A 16,690-nucleotide genomic window follows, 5' to 3' on the forward strand; every position below is an offset into this window, starting at 1 on the left:
GGCCGTTCTATGTTCGAGACGTACGTCGATACGCTGTACCTCTGGGTCGGTCTGGGAACGGTGAGCGTGGCCGTTCTTGGCGTCGTCGTCGGCCTGCCGACGACCGCACCGCCGGACGCGACGGCGACAGCCGCAACTATCGATGAGGTCACCACCAGCCCGCCCGGGTCCGTCGCACACCGACGAGTCGTCGCTACGGAGTGGCGGTTTAACGGGCGTGACCTCCGCCTTCGCAACGACGGCGGGACAGCCACCGCACGACTGATCCGAGCGGCTGTCCCGGCGCGGACCGACCGGCTACAGGCTGTGTTGAACGGTGAGCGACCGAAGGCGGTGTACGACTCGCCCGACGCCTTCCGTCGGGACACCCGCCAAACTCGGGCCGGTGACGACGGGTGGCGACCGGCCCCGACCGACTGACGGTCAGGCACGTCGCCTGGGGAGGGACCGATGTCACCATCGTCGGATAGAGCGACGACGGAGCCGCTGGCCGCACTCGTCGCCGTCTTCGCCGTCACGCTCGGCGTGGCGCTGTACGCCGGCGTAGTAGACGAAGCATTCGGAACGCTCGACGACGACCGCAATATCGCCACCCCGACCGCCGATGCTGTGGAACAGCGGCTCTCGTCGGCCGGCATCGTTCAGCCCGGCGCGCTCGACACCGCGCTCGATGCAGTGCCGGCGAATTACCACGGGAACGCGACCATCACGGCGACGGCTGGCGGGCGATGGAGCAGTGGCCAGAAGCCACCGAGCAGCGCCGACACCGAAACCAGAACAGTGAGCGTGCAGGTCGGGCCGGGGGCAGTCCGCCGGGGAACGCTCACCGTTCGGGTGTGGCGATGACCCGAGCCATGAGCGCCGTCGCCGACGTGACGGTGTTTCTTCTGCTCGTCGGTGCGGCCGCAGGGACTCTCGTGAGCGGTGTCGGGGTGGAAAAGCCGGTAGCAACCCCAAACCCTGCGGCCGAGCAAGCGTCGGCGCTGGCGACGAGCACCGCGAGCGTCGAGTACGATTTGCTCGTCCCACCGTCCGACCGCCACAGGCCACCCGACCACGCCACGCGACGGCAGCGGACGAGTCACGGGACCGTCGCGGAACTGCTCGGTGAGGCGGCGATGAGCGGTGTCACCGTGGACGGCGAACGGGTATCGAGCGCCGGCACGGACTTCGAGTCACGAGTCGCTGCGGCAACGCGTGACAGACTCCACAGCCGCGGGCATCGAACGTCCGTCCGTGTCACCTGGGCACCGTATCCCGGTGCGCCAGTCAGCGGCGAGTACCGTGTCGGCGACCGGCCCCCTGACAGCGTGGACGTTCGAGCGGCGACGGTAACAGTCCCGAGCGGGATGGAGAACGTCTCGGAGCCGGCCCGCGAAGCGGCGAAGACAAACGGCTACGATGGCGTGGCGACGGTCGTGGCTCGGAGCGTCGTCGACGGGCTGTTCCCGCCGACACAGTCGCGGTACGCTCTCCGTGGCGACTACCCCTCGGACGTGCTGCTGGCCGCGCGGTACGAGCGTATGGCCGACCTGACGGGGGCGAGCGTTGCCGTTGAGAAGCAATCGACGACAGAAATGAACCGCGACCTGACCGCGGCGCTCGCCGCCCGGCTTCAGACCGATATGCGGTCGCGGTACGACGCGCCAGCGGACGCCGCCCGCGCCGTTCGAGTGAGCCGTGTCCGCGTAACTGTCAGGACGTGGTCCCCGTGAGAGACGACACCCGCGGCCGGATCCCGTTCGCGTTGCTCGGCGTCCTCCTCCTGGTGAGCAGCCTCACGCTGGCCCCGACGTTCGTCACCGAGCCGGCCCCGAGCGAAACAGCCGTCGAGCGGGCGCTGAATCAGGCCACAGCGGAGACGCAGGTCGCCGTGCGGGACGGCGTCTCGACGGCTGGCCGGCAGGCGGCCGCGAACCCGGTCGTCACGCCGGCCGATACGCCCACTGGCCGGGTGCTGAACGACTCGACGGCGTTCCGGGACTCGCTCAGAATACGCGCCTATCTCCGGGTTGCGGACCGACTGGGGAGCGTCACCGGCCGAAGCGGTGACGTGACCGTGACCGCCAGTTTGCCGACGGTTTCTAACGCCAGCAACCTCCGGGCTGCGAAACGTCGCGTCTCGGTCGAACGCGCCGGGCCAAACGAGACCGCGATGCGGGCGACGGTCGAGAATGTCGTCCTGACGGTTCGGCGCAACGGCGCAGTGGTCTCGACGCGGCGGGTTTCGCCGACCGTCGTCGTCCCGAACCAGGCGCTCATGCTCCATGAGCAGGTATCGACCTACCAGACGCGGCTGAACAACGGTCTGGACAAGCCGGGCCTGAGCCAGCGGATGACAGCGCGGCTGTACCCGATGGCGTGGGCGAGAGGCTACGCCCAGTACGGCGGCGCAGGCATCGAGAACGTCGTCGCGAACCGGCACATCTCGCTGGCGACGAACGGCGCACTGCTCGGCGTCCAGCGGTCGACCTTCGGGCGGAGTGACCCCGCCGGTCGTCGTGCTCTGACAGAGGCGACAGCGATGACGGGAATCGAAGACGTCGTTCGGGGGAGCAGGGGTTCCGCTGTCTCCAGCGACGTGCTCGATCAGGCCGACTACAAACCGGTCAGCGAGACGCCGCCGCGCCCGAAGTCCACGGCCAGTCCGAGCCCGGGGGATTCGATGACCATCGGCGTCAACGAGACGGCCGACACCGCGTTCCGGTCCGTCACCGAGCCGTCGGCGCTCAACGAAACGCTCGAAGACGCGTACACCGTCGAGGTAGCGCTGGAAGTCGACGAGCACCGACTGGGCGGGGGGCCGCCGGGGAAGCCGGCCTCGCCGGGCAGCGAGTGGACACTAGTCGCCGACCGGACGACTACATCCGTTGAGGCGGTCGGGAACGCCAGCGGGGGTGTTGCGACGCCGGACGGCTGGCACAGATTGGAGACGTTCAGCCGGACCGTCGAGCGACAGTACACGCGGACCGCCGTTTGGCAGAACGGGTCAGTGCGTCGGCGCACGACTGTGTCGAGCACCGCGCGCTATCGCGTGACCGTCGCCGTCGTCGGCCGCCATCACGGCCGCTCAGTGGCACCGAACCGCTCGATTCGGACCGCACACGACGCCAGCGCAAGCCCGTTGAACGGGTCGAACCTCGCCGATGTGGAGCCGAAAGCGATGGACAGGCTCGTCGGCCACGCCGGGGGGAGAGACGAGACCGCCGAGCGAGTCGTCGACGACAGCCTGGGCCGGACGGAAGCGACGGTGACGGCCGACCGACCACCGGAACTGCACGAGTGGGTGTATCGGGACCTGATGGCTCTACGGGAGCCAATCCGCAACACGACCGTCACCGTCGAGCGCGGACGCGTCGGGACCTTCGAGACGAATCCCCCGCGGGAACTTCGGGAGCGGGTCGCACAGCGCCGTGCCGACCTCGCGGCCGTGCCGGACACCTACGACAGTACGGCCCAGAAGGCCCGCGCCGCGGCCCGGCTGACCTATCTGAATGCAGTGTTGACGGAGCTAGATAGGCAGGCCTCGGTTCGGGACAGTAACCGGAAGCGAGTCGACGCACAGCTAACGGAACGCACCGAGGGGTCGCTGCGTGCCCTCCGGAAAGGATTGACGGCCCGTGAGACGCGCGTCCCCCGGTCACGCCCGGTCCCGGTCGGTCCGGCCGGTCCCGTCAGGACGCGGGTCGATACGCAAACGCCGTATCTGACGCTGGCCGAACTGAACGAGAGTCGGTATCGCGCGCTGGACGGAAGCGAGCATCCGCTGGTGGCGCGGAACGCGAACGTGTTCACGGTCCCCTACGGCGACGCCGCCGACGCCGTCGTTGGCGGTGCGTTCGAGGGTGGCGATAGGGTGCGCCTTGCAACGGCAGCGAACGCACTCGCAGCCGCGAACGAAACCCTCGAAGACGAGTCGAGCGCCACGCTCGCTTCGGAACGTGATGCGCTCCAGCGGGAGGTGGAAGCGGCCAACGAGGAGCTGACGACGACGCTCTGGCTGGCAGTCTCCCAGCACACTGAAGCTGAACAGGGCGAGAGCAAGGCCATTGTCACTGAAGCGCTGTCGCCATGGGACACACCGGCGGCCCGAGCGCTGGCGCTGACCAACGGCTCCGCGCAGGAACGGGTCGCCCACGTCGCCGGTGCCCGGCTGAACCTCACGCGGGTCGAACGCGACCGTCTCCGCCTGACGCTGCTCTCAGTCGACACGCCAGCGACCAGACCGACGCTGGAGTCGACAAACGGGACGGCCTCGGCGGTACGGTCCGTTGCGAAAGACGAACTGAGCAAAGCGCTGGCGAACGCAGGGGAACAGAAGGTCCAGCAGTTCGCGAAGAAGCGTCTCGGAACGGACAAACTGCCGGCTGGCCTCCCGCTGGCACCGCCGGTCACCCCCTGGTACGCGACGGCGAACATCTGGTGGGTTACCGTCAAGGGCGAGTACGCCAGGTTCGCCGTCTCTGCGAGTCACGGCCCGCCGAGGGAGCCAGGCGCACGGACCACCTATGCGCGTGACGGGCACAACGTCACGCTCGACGTGGACGACGACGGATCGACAGAGCGATTGGGTACCGCCGACCGCGTCTCGTTCAGCGCCGATACGGGCGTTGTCGTCGTGGTACCGCCCAAACCGCGCGGGGTCGGTGACAAGGGCGGGACCGCCGTGGAGGAATCGAGCGGGTGGCCGCACGCAGGTACCTGACCCCGGGCCGCATAACGGAAGTGAAATACCCCGGGGCCATACCGACACCCATGCTTCGAGGCGAGTTTCCGGACGCGGGCGAGCAGTCCCACGAGGAGTTACTGGCGGCCTACAGCACTGTGCTGGCCGAGACAGTCGAGACAGTCGGCATCGAGGAAATCGTCGCCGAGACCGATCTCGATCAAGCGACAGTGACAGCGTTCGCCGACAGCGATATCGGCGACCGAACGCTCGATGAGGCGGTCTCGGTCCTGGCGACCCACCCGAACCGGCCGGACGCCGACGCGCTGCAGGCCGAGGCGCAAGACATCCTCCTGATGGGGATGACGACAGCCGTAATGGACGTGGAATCGCTGGCCTCCGGCATCGACGACGAACTGGAGCCGAAGGAGATCCAGCAGAAAATCGAGGGTAGATACCCGGTGACACTGGCCGAGTACGCCCTCCTGCACAGCTACATCGAGGGGGAGAAGCGGTGACGGAACGCGTCGCCATTCTAGGCTGTGGCTACGTCGGCTTGGAACTCGGACGGCAGTTGCGGAGCAGCCACGAGGTCGTGGGCGTTCGCCGGTCCGACGACGGCATCGCAGCTATAGAGGACGCCGGCTTCGAAGCGGTCCGCGCCGACGTGACCGACCCCGAGTCGCTGTCGGCGGTGCCGGACGCCGACTGGCTCGTCTTCGCCGCGAGTTCCGGCGGCAGGGGAGCTGAGGCCGCCCGCGAAGTGTACGTTGAGGGACTCCGGACGGCTATCGACCACTTCTGGTCGCGGGCGGACCCGCCCGAGCGACTGGTGTACACCTCCAGCACCGGCGTCTACGGCGACCACGACGGCGCGTGGGTCGACGAAGAGACGGGGCTGGACCCACAGACCGAGAAGACCGAGGTACTGGCCGAAGCAGAGCGCGTAGCCCGTGAGCGCCCCGTGGAACACGGCGGCCACGGCTCGGTCGCGCGCTTTGCCGGCCTGTACGGCCCGGACCGCTACCGACTGGAGCGGTATCTGGAGGGGCCTGTGACGGCCGGCTACCTTAACATGGTCCATCGGGTCGACGCGGCCGGTGCCGTGAGGCACCTGCTGACGGAGAACCACCGGGAGGAGGTCGTGCTTGTCGTCGACGACGAACCCGTCGAGAAGTGGGCGTTCGCCGACTGGCTGGCCGAACAGTGTGACGTCCCGTTCCCGCCGAAACAGACGACGGCGGAACGACTGGCCGACGACAGCCTCTCAGAGACGGCAAAACGCCGTATCCAGACGAGCAAGCGATGCTCGAACGACCGGCTTCGGGAACTGGGCTACGAATTCGAGTACCCGACGTTCCGGGAGGGGTACCGCGACGCCGTCCGGGAATACCGGCAAAATTAGCTGTATCGGGGGCGAACTTTATTACTGATAGGCTGGCGAACAGCGTGGTATGACACGCGTTGCCGCCGGCGGACTCCAGATCGACGCCGCCGCGGCGTTCGCTAGCGAGAATCCCCTGCTGGTCGCTGGTGTCGCTGTGGTCCTTCTCGCCCTCCTCGGTGCCGGCATCTGGTTGCGTCGGTATCTCAGCCGAACGCCCGGCGAGCGACTGCGTCGGACGCTGACCGGCTACGACCGGATCGCGGTGTTGATGCACCCGAACCCGGACCCGGACGCGATGGCCTCTGCCCTGGCCGTCAACCAACTCGTCGCCGGCACTGATACGTCAGCGTCGTTGCTGTACCCCGGGGAAATACGCCGCCCGGAGAACCGGGCCTTCCAGACGGTGCTGGATCTAGATTTCGACCACATCGAGACTGTCGACGACATCGACGGCGAGGCGGTCGTCCTCGTCGACCACAACACGGCACGCGGCTTCCCCGGTGCCGAAGAGATAGAACCGGTCGCCGTCATCGACCACCATCCCGGAAACGGCAGCGGGGACGAGTTCACGGACATCCGGTCCGATTACGGGGCCTGTGCGACCATCTTCGCGAGCTACTTCAATCAGTTGGAGTTCGAGTTCAGCGACACACAGGGGAACGGGGGTATCGATATCGACGCGTCACCGGCAGAGACCATCCCCTGTGCGCTGGCGACGGGGCTGATGTACGGTATCCAGTCGGACACCCGGTCGCTGACCAACGGGTGTAAGTCCGAGGACTTCGCGGCTGCCGCGTACCTCTACGATGGGATGGACAGCGACCTGCTCAACCGCATCGCGAACCCGCAGGTCGACGCCGAAGTCCTCGACGTGAAATCCCGAGCCATCGGGAAACGAGAGGTGCGAGCGCCCTACGCGTTCAGTGATGTGGGCGAGGTGTCGAACACGGACGCGATTCCGCAGGCGGCGGACGAACTGGAGACGTTAGAGGGCGTCTCAGCGGTCGTCGTTGTCGGCGAGAAGAAAGGGACCATGCGCATCGCCGGGCGCTCGCGGGACGACCGGGTCCACATCGGCCGGGCGATAGAGGCCGTCGTCGACGATATCCCGATGGCCGAGGGCGGCGGCCACGCTCGGATGGGCGGCGGCAAGGTCCCGGTCGAGCACATGGCCGGCCTCGGCCCCAGTAACGGCGTTTCCCGGGAAGATTTCCGCGAGCGGGTGTTCGATGCGATGAGCGGCGAACTGTGACAGGCGACTCCTGCGCTGTCGCCGACTCCAGTGAATCTCTGTCCTTTTGTCACTGCCCGACCAACACCCGGTATGGCCACACGGGAGGCGACCTGGGCGTACCGGGACGACCACGACGAGTTCGCGCGCACGTTCTACCGGCGGTTCGGCGACGGCGTCGTCTCCAGCATCGGCATCGGAACGTACCTCGGCGACCCGACCGACGAGCGGGACGCGAGTTACCACGACGCTATCGTGACGGCACTCGAATCCGGCATCAACGTCGTCGACACGGCGATAAACTACCGTCACCAGCGCTCCGAGCGGGTCGTCGGCGACGCCGTCGCGGACGCCGAGGTGGACCGCGATGCGATTGCCGTTGCGACGAAAGGAGGGTTCATCCCGTTCGACGGAGAGCGCCCGGCGGACCCCGGCGCGTTCGTCCGGTCGGAGTACCTCGACACCGGCATCGTGGACCGCGACGACCTCGTCGCGGGCCAGCATTGCATCGCGCCCGACTACATTGACGACCAGGTCGACCGCTCGCTCGCGAATCTGGGGCTGGACACCATCGACCTCTACTACGTCCACAATCCGGAGACGCAACTGAAATCCAAGTCCCGTGAAGCGGTGTACGACCAGCTAGAGGCAACCTTCGAGCGACTGGAGGAGCGCGCTGCAGCCGGCGACATCGAGCACTACGGTGTCGCGACGTGGGAGGCGTTCCGCGTGGCCGCTGCCCACGACAGCTATCTCTCGCTGCCCGAGGTCGTCGAGCGCGCACGCGCCGCGGCAGAGACGGTCGGCAACGCGGCGACGCATCTCCGCGCGATTCAGTTGCCGTTCAACGTCTCGATGGCCGACGCGTTCACCGTCGAATCCCACGACGGCGCGGAGGGGGCGCAGTCGGCGCTGTGGTTCGCTCACGAGGCCGGGCTGGACGTGTTCACCAGCGCATCCATCATGCAGGGCAAGCTGGCCGCAGCGGTCCCAGACGACGTGGCGGCGAAGCTCTCGGGCGAGACGAGCGCACAGCGCGCCATCAACTTCGCACGCAGCGCGCCGGGCGTGACCTGCTCGCTGGTCGGCACGGGCTCGGTCGAGCACGCCCGGGAGAACGTCGATGCCGGTCGGTACGAGCCGCTCGGTGCGGACGCGTTCGACGCCGTCTTCGAGTAGCTAGCTGAGTTCCTTCCACTTACCGTCGCACTCGGGGCAGACGCGCACTTTCCCGACCTCGTCCGGGTCGTTCTCCGTCGCGAGCGGCTCGTCACAGCTGGTACAGGAGAGCCGTCCGTAGTTGTCCTTCTCGACGTCGCCGGCCCGGAGGGCCTTCCTCACTGAGTCCATACCTGCCAGTGTGCTACCCGCGTGTAAAAACCCCGTGGCGGCGTTCCGGAACGTTGTTCATGGCTTCCGGTCTATCACCGGTCGTGTCTCGTCGCCGTATCTTCGGCTCGCTGTTGGGGATGGTGTTCTGCATCAACCTCGCGAGAGTCGTCTTTGCACCACTTATCGAGCCGATCCGGGCGACGACGGGTGCGTCCGATGCGACGCTCGGACTGCTCGCAACGATGGCCTGGGCCGGGAGCGCCCTCCCGAGGCTTCCCACCGGCGTCCTGCTGACCCGGATATCGCGGGCGAAGGTCATCTTCGGCTCCGGTGTCGTGTTGACGCTCGGGACGACGTTCACCGCGTTCGCGTTCGACCCGACGTTGTTGCTCGTCGGCGCGTTCACTATGGGGCTTGCCAGCGGCGTCTACCTGACTGCGGCGAACACGCTGGTCAGCGAACTGTACCCGGAGCGGCCCGGCCGCGCCCTCGGGCAACATGGGGTCGCTTCCCAGCTCGCCGCCGTCGGCGCGCCGGCGCTGATCTCGTTCGTACTCATCGTCGGAACGTGGCGGACCGCGCTGCAGGGGATAGCGGTCGCCGCGGGACTGGTGACCATCGCGTTCACGCTCATTGCGAGACGCTCGCAACTCCCCGACGCCGGGAGCGAAGACCGCGACCTCCTCGGCGCGGCGCGCGCCCAGTGGCACATCATCGTCACCAGCGTCGCCACCATCGGCGTCGCGGGCCTGGTCTGGAACGGACTGTTCAACTTCTACGTCACCTACGCCACGAGCGTTGGGCTGTCCGCGGGGTTAGGTCGAACGCTGCTGTTGCTCGCGTTCGGCGCCGGCGTACCGGCCTTCTACGTCAGCGGTCGGCTGGCCGACCGTCTCCCGTCGATTCCGTATCTCCTGACGATTCTGGCGGCCTTTACCGGCTGTGTGCTGGTGCTCCCGTCACTGACCGGATTCTGGTCGCTGGCCGCGTTCAGCGTCGTCGTCGGCTACGTCATCCACAGCATCTTCCCGGCGGTGGACGCGTACCTGCTCGGCTCGCTCCCGGACCGCCACCGCGCGAGCGCCTACGCCACCTACGGCGCGGGAATGATGGTGATGCAGGCCCCCGGGAGCGCGCTCGTCGGCCGACTGCTTGATGCCGGCGTCACGTTTCCGACACTGCTTCGCGGCATGGGAATCGCGTTGCTCGTCGTCCTCGTTGCGATGGTGTCGCTGCACCTCGACGGTCGCCTGCCGAGCGCAGCCCGAGCCTAAAGGCTGAAGCCGCTCGGTGCCGCGTCACCTGTATGGACCTGCAACCGGACGAGCTGGCTGGCGTCGTCGACCTCTTCGGCTCGCTCACCAGAGCGGAACTCGTCGACGCCTGCGGCGAACTCGCCTTCAAGCAGGGCGTCGACGCCGACCCGGACGCGGTCGCGGCGGCCATCGACGGCGCTATCGACTCGTATCACCTCGTCGCCGTCGACGACCACGCCGCCGATACACACGAGACGCTGCTGGTAGTCGGCCCGGTCGCGTTCCCGGCCCTGCCCGACGGCGCGGCCGACCTCCCGCATATCATGGACGTCCCGTCCCGCGACCTCGCGCGCGACGCTGTCATCGAGGCCGTCAAGTCCCGTTTCCGGGAGGACGCGGTGATGGCCGTCAAGAACGGCGACGAGGACCGCGTCGAGACACTGCTCGACGTGAGCTACGACATCGAAGCCTGGGAGAGCGTTGAAATGGACGGCCTCCGCGACCGTCTGGACGACGTGTGAGCCCGACATCCGTATTCTGCACCATTAAATCGGCTAGTTCGCAGGAGTGAGCCACCCGAATTAAGACGCTCGGGTACCTACGATGTGCTATGCAGTTCGACCGGGTCGCGGCCCACGAGCCAGTCGTCGTGGACGACGAGCCACAGGAGGCCGCCGTCATCGCCCCGGTGGTCACGCGACCCGAGGGCGAGGCGATACTGTTCACGAAACGCGCTGACCACCTGTCTGACCACCCCGGGCAGATGTCGTTCCCCGGCGGCGGCCGCGAACCCGAAGACGAGGACCTGCTGCGGACGGCGCTCCGGGAGGCCAACGAGGAGATCGGACTCGACCCGCTGGCAGTCAACGTCGTCGGCCGGCTGGACGACATCAGGACCATCACGCGCTACTCCGTGCGCCCGTTCGTCGGCCGGATCCCGGACCGCGACTATCTGCCCTCGGACGAGGAAGTCGCCGAGATCGTCCCCCTGCCGGTGTCGGAGCTGACGGACCTGGACAACTACGAGTCCGAACACCGCGACCATCCCCACTACGGCGAGATACGGCTCCACTTCTTCTACGTCGACGGCTACACCGTCTGGGGCGCGACGGCTCGGATGCTCGTCCAGTTGCTCGAACTCGCAACCGACTGGCGGATGCCGCCCGAGCCGGACCGCTACATGGAGCCGGACGACGACCTCCCGCCGAGCGTGCGCGACGAAGCTGAGTGACACAGAGTGGGTTGTGGTAGGGCCGAGAGCGACAGGATTTTGCGACCCCGAGACGTTGATCGCGTACTGGATGACCACGCTTACCGGTGCGACACTGGCGGCCGCCGGCATCGACGCGGTGGCGCTCAAGCCGACAGAAGTGGACGTGTCGCGGGCGACAGACCTCGACATCGAGACGCTCGCAATTGACTACGAGGGGGCGGCCCACGTCCCAGAACCGGACATTATCGAGCGACTGGCATCGACCGCCGACGTACGCGTCACCACGCCAGTCCGGGCCGACGGCTTCGATCCGCTGGGAGACGACAGCGGGTTCGACGCGCTGCCGGCCGGTGCGGGACACGTACTGGTCGCCGGCCACAGCGCGTATCTCTCGGAGGACGAGGCCGAACGGGCCGTCGCACCGCGGTTGCGGGCGGCCGTCGACGACGCCAGCGACCCCTGGGTCGGCACCGAGGGCATCGAACGCCTCGCGCTGGCGGTCGGGGGCACGCAGTACGAACTCCTCTCCCGGACGACGGCCCGCGACGTGCGGACGCTCCGGACGGCCGGCTTCGAGGGATCGATTGCCGTCTACGCCCCGCTGGTGCTCTCGAACAGCGAGGACGCGATGCTGGACGCCGTCGGCGACTACGCGGCCCGGCGCGGTCCGGTCCGGAACGCGCTGCCTGACGGTGCGCCGACGGACAGCCGAGCGACGGGTCGGGCCAGAGACGTACTCAAACAGGCCATCCGCGACTACGCGCTCGTCGGCTCCGTCGAGACAGTCGCCGAGCGAACCGAGCGACTCCACGACATCGGCGTCGACACAATTGTCGGCTATCCGGCGCGTGGGCTTGACCCCTTCCTCTCGTAAATGAACGTCGTCGTCGTCGGCGGCGGGGCCGTCGGTCTGTCGACCGCACTGACGCTGGGCCGTCACGGCGCGTCGGTCACGGTGTTCGAACGCGATGAACTGGGCAGCGGTGCGAGCGGCCGCGCCGCCGGCCTCTGCTACGACGCCTTCGCCGACGACGTGGACGCGGCCGTCGCCGCGGACGCGATCACTCGCTACCGCGACCTGGACCTGTTCGAGCCCCAGCCCTACGTCTGGGTCGCACGAGACGAGAGCGACGCCGCGGCCGTCCGCGAGCAGATCGCGGGGATGCAGCGAAACGGCGTCGCGGTCGAAGCGCTCACGCCGGCGGAACTCGGCGACCGCTACCCGGCGCTGGACACGAGCGGCATCGAGGTGGCCGGCCTCGCCAGCGACGCCGGCGTGCTCGACCCGGACGCTGTGGTAGCCACGCTCGCCGAAACAGCCCGCGAAGCGGGCTCGACCATCGAAACGGAAACCCCGGTCTCGCTCGCGTCGCCGACGACCGTCGAAACGCCGGACGAAACGCGGACGTTCGACGCGGTAGTGGTCGCGGCCGGCCCACAGACGAAGCCACTCGTTGCCGACATCGGCGTCTCGCTTGCGCTGAAAGCTTACCGGGCGCAGGCGCTCGTGACCGAGCCGGTCGACGCCGCGTTGCCATCGTTCTACGACGCGACGCGTGAGTTCTACTGGCGGTCGAAAGCCGACGCGCTGCTGGTCGGCGACGGCGCACACGAGGTCGACCCGACGGAGTGGAACCCGGAGGCTGACGCCGAGTTCGTCACTCGGAGCCTCGACCGTGTCGAGCAGTCAACGGCGCTCTCGCCGGCTTGTGACCGAGCCTGGTCTGGTCTGTGTACAGCGACGCCAGACGGCGCGCCGCTGGCCGGGCAGGTCGCCGACGGGCTCTGGGTGGCGACCGGCTGGCAGGGCCACGGGCTCATGCGCGCGCCAGCGATGGGCGACTATCTCGCCGCAGACGTTCTCAATCGCCCGAATCCGCTCTCCGAGCATTTGCCCGACCGGGTCGACCCAACGCGGTTCGACGGCTCCGAAGAGTTCGCCGCGCTGGACGACCCGACGCGTGACTGGGACGAGTAAATGCGCTGTGAGAAAGTGTATACGCTCCAATCAGGAGTCGTCTTCGCCCTCGTCAGCTGATTCGGCTTCGCCTTCGACATCGGTATTTGCATCCGCTTCGGTTCCCCCGTCAGTCCCGCTGTCGTCGGTTTCAACGCCCACATCCGTTGCCGCGTCCTCGTCGTGCCCAGGCTCAGCCTTCGGGACGCGGACGTGGAGCGTGCCGTTGCTCTTGAGTGTGGCCTGGGCCGTCTCCGGGTCGACAGCGGCGTCGCTCGGCAGGGTGACGCTTCCGTCGAGCGCGAGCCCGCGGCCGGGGTAGCGCATCTCGAAGCCCTCGTAGAAGTCACGGAAGCGGTCGATGCGGACCTCCACGCGGTCGTCGACGTACCGGACCTGAATGTCCGACGCCGTCGTGCCGGGCGCGTCGAAGACGACGAGGTAGGCGTCGTCCGACTCCAGCAGGTCCGAGGCCAGCGGCTTGTTCTCCTGCACCCGGCCGGCGGCCCGGCCGATGTTCTCGAAGATCGCGTCGCTGATCGAGGAGCCGATGTCCCGCATCATAGTTCCACTTCGTCGAGACAGTCCGTCCCGCCACAGTACGGACAGGAGAACGCCGCGAGTTCGACATCGTCCGGCATATCGTACGTGTAGTGCATCTCGAACATGTCGAGTTCGCAGCTGTCGTCCGTGCAGACGACCTCCATAGTGGCTGGCATACTATTCCGTTGGTCCGTCGGGGACAAACCCCTTACGGACGGGGAAGGGGCCACCCCGTTCGTGCCAGTCCCAACATTGATACCGTCACCGGCGTACTCGGGTGTATGAGTAAACGCGTCCTCGGGGTGGATTTCAGCGGCGCAGCGACCGCTGGCGACGCGCTCTGGGTCACCGAGGCGATCCCGACGGAAGACGGGCTGACGATTCAACGGTGCTACCGCGGGACGGACGAATGGGGCCGGGACCGTGAAGCGGCTCACGCTGGCCTTTTCGATCGCATCACCGACGATGATGTGGGCGCTGTCGGGCTGGATTTCCCGTTCAGTCTGCCACAGGCGCTGCTTGACGCGCAGTGCGGGGGGACCTGGGACGGCTTCGTCGACTGGCTTGCGAGCGGTAGCGGCCCGACTGACCCGGGGTCACTCTCAGAGGCGTGCCGGCACACCGCGGAGATGGCGACCGGCAACCGGGACCTGCGCCGGGAGACGGATTTCCGCCGCGGGGTGCTGTGTCCCTACACGAATCGGACGCGCAGTATGACCTTCTACGGCGTCCGGGACGTACTCGGAAAACTGCGAGACGACGACGCGACAGCCGTCGTGCCGATGCAGGGCTGGGATGCCGACACGCTGGTCGCGGAGGTGTACCCCGCGGCGACGTTCGGCTGGCTGGGCTGCTACCGCGAGGGGTACAAGAACGTCGATGACCCCCGGCAGCGCCGAGAGGCAAACGTCGCAGCGGTCGAAGCCTGTAGCGTTACGGTCGGCGATCACCGCGACACCTACCTCGGGAACCACGACGCGCTGGACTCGCTGGCCGCCGTGGTTTCGGCGGGCCGGCTGGCCGACGGTGCCGGACCGCCCGTCTCGGGTCCCGACAGTGAAGGCTGTATCTACGTTTGACGACGCAGTGAAGTCACCGTCTCCGGGTCGAAGCCCGGCATATATCAGTTTCCGGACCAACTAGCGTCTATGCCTGACGACCAGGGCGGCTTCGAGGGCGTCCGCGAGAACGTCGACGGCCACCCGATGGTCAACCTCGTCGGCTACGCCACCCCCTACTGGCTCCGTCTGCTCGTCGGCATTCTGGCGGCGTTCTGTACCCGGTTCGCCCGCCTCGTGCCGCCGATAATCGTCGCCGCGGCCATCGACCGTGTCGTCCTCAGCAGCGGCGAGCCGGGGCTGCTGACGGATGCCGGCCTGTTGCCGCCCGGCCAAATCACGGGCGAAGCCGCCCGTATCGCGTTCCTCCAGCGGCTGGTCGCCATCGCAGCCATCGCCTATCTCCTTCGGTCGGCGACGCGCTTTGCCTCCAGATATCTCCTCCAGTCGAGCGCCCAGAAGATACAGCGGGACCTCCGGAACGACACCTACGACCACCTGCAACACCTCTCGCTGTCCTTCTTTGCGAACCACCAGACCGGCGGGATGATGTCGATACTCAACAGCGACATCAACCGGCTGGAATCGTTCCTCAACACGGAGTTCCGCCAGATGATTCGGGTGGTGGCGACCGTCGGCGGTATCGCGGTCATCCTCTATCGGTACTCTCCGAAACTGGCGCTCATCGCGCTCGGCCCGGTGCCACTCATCGGCATCGCCAGCGGCTTCTTCCTCACCTGGATCGAGCCGAAATACCGCTCCATCCGCCAGACAGTGTCCCGGCTCAACACCCGGTTAGAGAACAACCTCAGCGGCGCGCCAGTCATCAAAGCGTTCGACCGCTACGACTTCGAGCGCAAGCGGGTGACCGACCAGAGCCAGGAGTATCACGACCAGAAGGTAGCCGCCCTGCGTATCCGCCGGGCCTTTTTCGCCGGCCTGCGACTGCTTACTGGTATCGCGTTCGTCCTGATTCTGTACGTCGCCGGGATGGACTTCATCACGGCTCCCGAGAGCGAAGCGGCGCTGTCGACCGGGGCGTTTGCCCTGTTTTTCCTGTATATCCGCCGGCTGTACTCGCCGATGCGCCGAATCGGGCGCTCCGCAAACAAGTACCAGCTCGCCAAGTCCAGCGCCGAGCGCGTGTTCGGGCTGCTGGGTCAGGACCCCGAAGTCACCGACCCCGCAGACCCGTACGAACCCGACAACATCGACGGGTCGGTCGAGTTCGACGACGTGACGTTCGGCTACGGTGACGAACCGCCGGTCGTCCGCGACGTGTCGCTTGACGTGCCCGATGGCGCGACAATCGGCCTTGCTGGGGCGACCGGAGCCGGCAAATCGACCTTGCTGAAACTGGTGCCGCGGTTCCACGACGTGGATGCTGGTGCGGTCCGGGTGGATGGCGTCGACGTGCGCGAGTACGGCCTCCAGAGCCTCAGGGGCGAAATCGCCATCGTCGAACAACAGCCGTACCTGTTCTCGGGGACCGTCGCCGAGAACATCGCCTACGGCGACCGCGAGGTACTCGACGCCGAACAGTTGGACGAGGAGACCGAAGAGGTCGGCTGGGAGACCGCACGCGACCGTGTCCGCGATGCGGCGAAAGCCGCACAGGCCCACGAGTTCATTCAAGACTTGCCGGATGGGTACGACACGCAGATCGGCGAGCGGGGCATCAAACTCTCGGGCGGCCAGCGGCAGCGGGTCGCCATCGCTCGCGCTCTGCTGAACGACCCCGAGATCATCATCTTCGACGAGGCGACCAGCGACGTGGACACGGAGACGGAAGACCGGATTCAGGAGAGCATCGAACAGTTGGTCGCGGACCGCACCGCCTTCGTCATCGCCCACCGCCTCTCGACAATTCAGGACGCGGACCGTATTGTCGTGATGGACGACGGGGAAATCGTCGAACGGGGTAGCCACGCTGACCTGCTCGCGGCCGACGGCGATTACGCCGATCTCTGGCACGCCCAGGCCGACGACCGAACGGTCAGCGCCGACGACTGAGACTGCGTCTGTTCGGCCGCCGCCGGTACTGGGT

Annotated in this window: 18 protein-coding genes; 15 read left to right on the forward strand and 3 right to left on the reverse strand. The window is 67.3% G+C overall.

All coding sequences use genetic code 11. The features are described from left to right. Nucleotides 1-9: 9 nt before the first annotated feature. From SG26_RS04370 to SG26_RS04405, 8 genes are all read left to right on the forward strand, one after another. Nucleotides 10-420 carry a hypothetical protein gene (locus tag SG26_RS04370; RefSeq protein ID WP_255355540.1) on the forward strand — a complete coding sequence of 137 codons (411 nt, stop codon included), beginning with the start codon at nt 10-12 and terminating at the stop codon, nt 418-420. Nucleotides 421-450: 30 nt separating this feature from the next. Beyond that, a complete protein-coding gene (locus tag SG26_RS04375; RefSeq protein WP_014041062.1) occupies nt 451-846 on the forward strand; it encodes a hypothetical protein in 396 nt (131 codons plus the stop codon). An 8-nt stretch (nt 847-854) separates the two neighbouring features. Continuing rightward, nucleotides 855-1,715: a hypothetical protein gene (locus tag SG26_RS04380; protein ID WP_050036940.1), complete on the forward strand. Its 861-nt coding sequence runs from the start codon at nt 855-857 to the stop codon at nt 1,713-1,715. Continuing rightward, nucleotides 1,703-4,705: a hypothetical protein gene (locus SG26_RS04385; protein WP_050036941.1), complete on the forward strand. Its 3,003-nt coding sequence runs from the start codon at nt 1,703-1,705 to the stop codon at nt 4,703-4,705. Before SG26_RS04380 ends, SG26_RS04385 begins: the two co-directional genes overlap by 13 nt. 50 nt (nt 4,706-4,755) lie before the next feature. Beyond that, nucleotides 4,756-5,184 (forward strand): DUF5791 family protein, encoded by a 429-nt coding sequence (locus SG26_RS04390; protein WP_050036942.1) that lies wholly within the window; start codon nt 4,756-4,758, stop codon nt 5,182-5,184. Continuing rightward, the gene (locus SG26_RS04395) at nt 5,181-6,071 is read left to right on the forward strand and encodes an SDR family oxidoreductase (RefSeq protein WP_050036943.1); all 891 of its coding nucleotides are present in this window, start codon (nt 5,181-5,183) and stop codon (nt 6,069-6,071) included. The genes SG26_RS04390 and SG26_RS04395 overlap by 4 nt, the downstream gene beginning before the upstream one ends. A 49-nt stretch (nt 6,072-6,120) precedes the next feature. After that, complete coding sequence (locus SG26_RS04400; protein WP_014041067.1) at nt 6,121-7,305, forward strand: bifunctional oligoribonuclease/PAP phosphatase NrnA; 1,185 nt, start codon at nt 6,121-6,123, stop codon at nt 7,303-7,305. A gap of 72 nt (nt 7,306-7,377) precedes the next feature. Further along, nucleotides 7,378-8,463: an aldo/keto reductase gene (locus SG26_RS04405; RefSeq protein ID WP_014041068.1), complete on the forward strand. Its 1,086-nt coding sequence runs from the start codon at nt 7,378-7,380 to the stop codon at nt 8,461-8,463. Here SG26_RS04405 and SG26_RS21510 read toward each other — a convergent pair whose 3' ends face one another. Next, nucleotides 8,464-8,634 (reverse strand): HVO_0758 family zinc finger protein, encoded by a 171-nt coding sequence (locus tag SG26_RS21510; RefSeq protein WP_004517187.1) that lies wholly within the window; start codon nt 8,632-8,634, stop codon nt 8,464-8,466. It lies immediately after the preceding gene. A 119-nt stretch (nt 8,635-8,753) separates the two neighbouring features. On the opposite strand from SG26_RS21510, the gene SG26_RS04410 reads away from it, so the two are divergent. The 5 genes from SG26_RS04410 (at nt 8,754) to SG26_RS04430 (ending at nt 13,063) form a co-directional block, all read left to right on the forward strand. After that, a complete protein-coding gene (locus SG26_RS04410) occupies nt 8,754-9,890 on the forward strand; it encodes an MFS transporter (protein WP_044951980.1) in 1,137 nt (378 codons plus the stop codon). 32 nt (nt 9,891-9,922) lie between these two features. Next, nucleotides 9,923-10,393: a hypothetical protein gene (locus SG26_RS04415; RefSeq protein WP_050036944.1), complete on the forward strand. Its 471-nt coding sequence runs from the start codon at nt 9,923-9,925 to the stop codon at nt 10,391-10,393. Between the two features lie 89 nt (nt 10,394-10,482). Then, a complete protein-coding gene (locus tag SG26_RS04420) occupies nt 10,483-11,103 on the forward strand; it encodes a CoA pyrophosphatase (protein WP_014041071.1) in 621 nt (206 codons plus the stop codon). A gap of 70 nt (nt 11,104-11,173) precedes the next feature. After that, complete coding sequence (locus SG26_RS04425) at nt 11,174-11,959, forward strand: luciferase (protein WP_014041072.1); 786 nt, start codon at nt 11,174-11,176, stop codon at nt 11,957-11,959. Further along, on the forward strand, nt 11,960-13,063 hold the full coding sequence (locus SG26_RS04430) for an FAD-binding oxidoreductase (protein WP_050036945.1): 1,104 nt from the start codon (nt 11,960-11,962) through the stop codon (nt 13,061-13,063). A 30-nt stretch (nt 13,064-13,093) separates the two neighbouring features. Here SG26_RS04430 and SG26_RS04435 read toward each other — a convergent pair whose 3' ends face one another. Together SG26_RS04435 and SG26_RS21515 are read right to left on the reverse strand one after the other, a co-directional pair. Beyond that, nucleotides 13,094-13,606: an Hsp20/alpha crystallin family protein gene (locus SG26_RS04435; protein ID WP_014041074.1), complete on the reverse strand. Its 513-nt coding sequence runs from the start codon at nt 13,604-13,606 to the stop codon at nt 13,094-13,096. Further along, nucleotides 13,603-13,761 carry a hypothetical protein gene (locus SG26_RS21515; RefSeq protein ID WP_004517194.1) on the reverse strand — a complete coding sequence of 53 codons (159 nt, stop codon included), beginning with the start codon at nt 13,759-13,761 and terminating at the stop codon, nt 13,603-13,605. The genes SG26_RS04435 and SG26_RS21515 overlap by 4 nt, the downstream gene beginning before the upstream one ends. A 105-nt stretch (nt 13,762-13,866) precedes the next feature. Here SG26_RS21515 and SG26_RS04440 point away from each other — a divergent pair, with 105 nt between their 5' ends. Continuing rightward, a complete protein-coding gene (locus SG26_RS04440; RefSeq protein WP_050036946.1) occupies nt 13,867-14,664 on the forward strand; it encodes a DUF429 domain-containing protein in 798 nt (265 codons plus the stop codon). Between the two features lie 69 nt (nt 14,665-14,733). After that, nucleotides 14,734-16,656, forward strand: a complete 1,923-nt coding sequence (locus tag SG26_RS04445; protein WP_050036947.1) for an ABC transporter ATP-binding protein — start codon at nt 14,734-14,736, stop codon at nt 16,654-16,656. The last annotated feature ends 34 nt before the right edge of the window (nt 16,657-16,690 follow it).

This window comes from Haloarcula sp. CBA1115, from assembly GCF_000827835.1.
GTDB classification, from domain to species: domain Archaea; phylum Halobacteriota; class Halobacteria; order Halobacteriales; family Haloarculaceae; genus Haloarcula; species Haloarcula hispanica.

Coding starts and splice junctions, on each gene's coding strand:
- SG26_RS04440 (WP_050036946.1), top strand. CDS start 13,867: ATGAGTAAACGCGTCCTCGGGGTGGATTTCAGCGGCGCAGCGACCGCT.
- SG26_RS21515 (WP_004517194.1), bottom strand. CDS start 13,761: ATGCCAGCCACTATGGAGGTCGTCTGCACGGACGACAGCTGCGAACTC.
- SG26_RS04400 (WP_014041067.1), top strand. CDS start 6,121: ATGACACGCGTTGCCGCCGGCGGACTCCAGATCGACGCCGCCGCGGCG.
- SG26_RS21510 (WP_004517187.1), bottom strand. CDS start 8,634: ATGGACTCAGTGAGGAAGGCCCTCCGGGCCGGCGACGTCGAGAAGGAC.
- SG26_RS04430 (WP_050036945.1), top strand. CDS start 11,960: ATGAACGTCGTCGTCGTCGGCGGCGGGGCCGTCGGTCTGTCGACCGCA.
- SG26_RS04380 (WP_050036940.1), top strand. CDS start 855: ATGAGCGCCGTCGCCGACGTGACGGTGTTTCTTCTGCTCGTCGGTGCG.
- SG26_RS04425 (WP_014041072.1), top strand. CDS start 11,174: ATGACCACGCTTACCGGTGCGACACTGGCGGCCGCCGGCATCGACGCG.
- SG26_RS04415 (WP_050036944.1), top strand. CDS start 9,923: ATGGACCTGCAACCGGACGAGCTGGCTGGCGTCGTCGACCTCTTCGGC.
- SG26_RS04405 (WP_014041068.1), top strand. CDS start 7,378: ATGGCCACACGGGAGGCGACCTGGGCGTACCGGGACGACCACGACGAG.
- SG26_RS04370 (WP_255355540.1), top strand. CDS start 10: ATGTTCGAGACGTACGTCGATACGCTGTACCTCTGGGTCGGTCTGGGA.
- SG26_RS04435 (WP_014041074.1), bottom strand. CDS start 13,606: ATGATGCGGGACATCGGCTCCTCGATCAGCGACGCGATCTTCGAGAAC.
- SG26_RS04445 (WP_050036947.1), top strand. CDS start 14,734: ATGCCTGACGACCAGGGCGGCTTCGAGGGCGTCCGCGAGAACGTCGAC.
- SG26_RS04410 (WP_044951980.1), top strand. CDS start 8,754: ATGGTGTTCTGCATCAACCTCGCGAGAGTCGTCTTTGCACCACTTATC.
- SG26_RS04390 (WP_050036942.1), top strand. CDS start 4,756: ATGCTTCGAGGCGAGTTTCCGGACGCGGGCGAGCAGTCCCACGAGGAG.
- SG26_RS04420 (WP_014041071.1), top strand. CDS start 10,483: ATGCAGTTCGACCGGGTCGCGGCCCACGAGCCAGTCGTCGTGGACGAC.
- SG26_RS04375 (WP_014041062.1), top strand. CDS start 451: ATGTCACCATCGTCGGATAGAGCGACGACGGAGCCGCTGGCCGCACTC.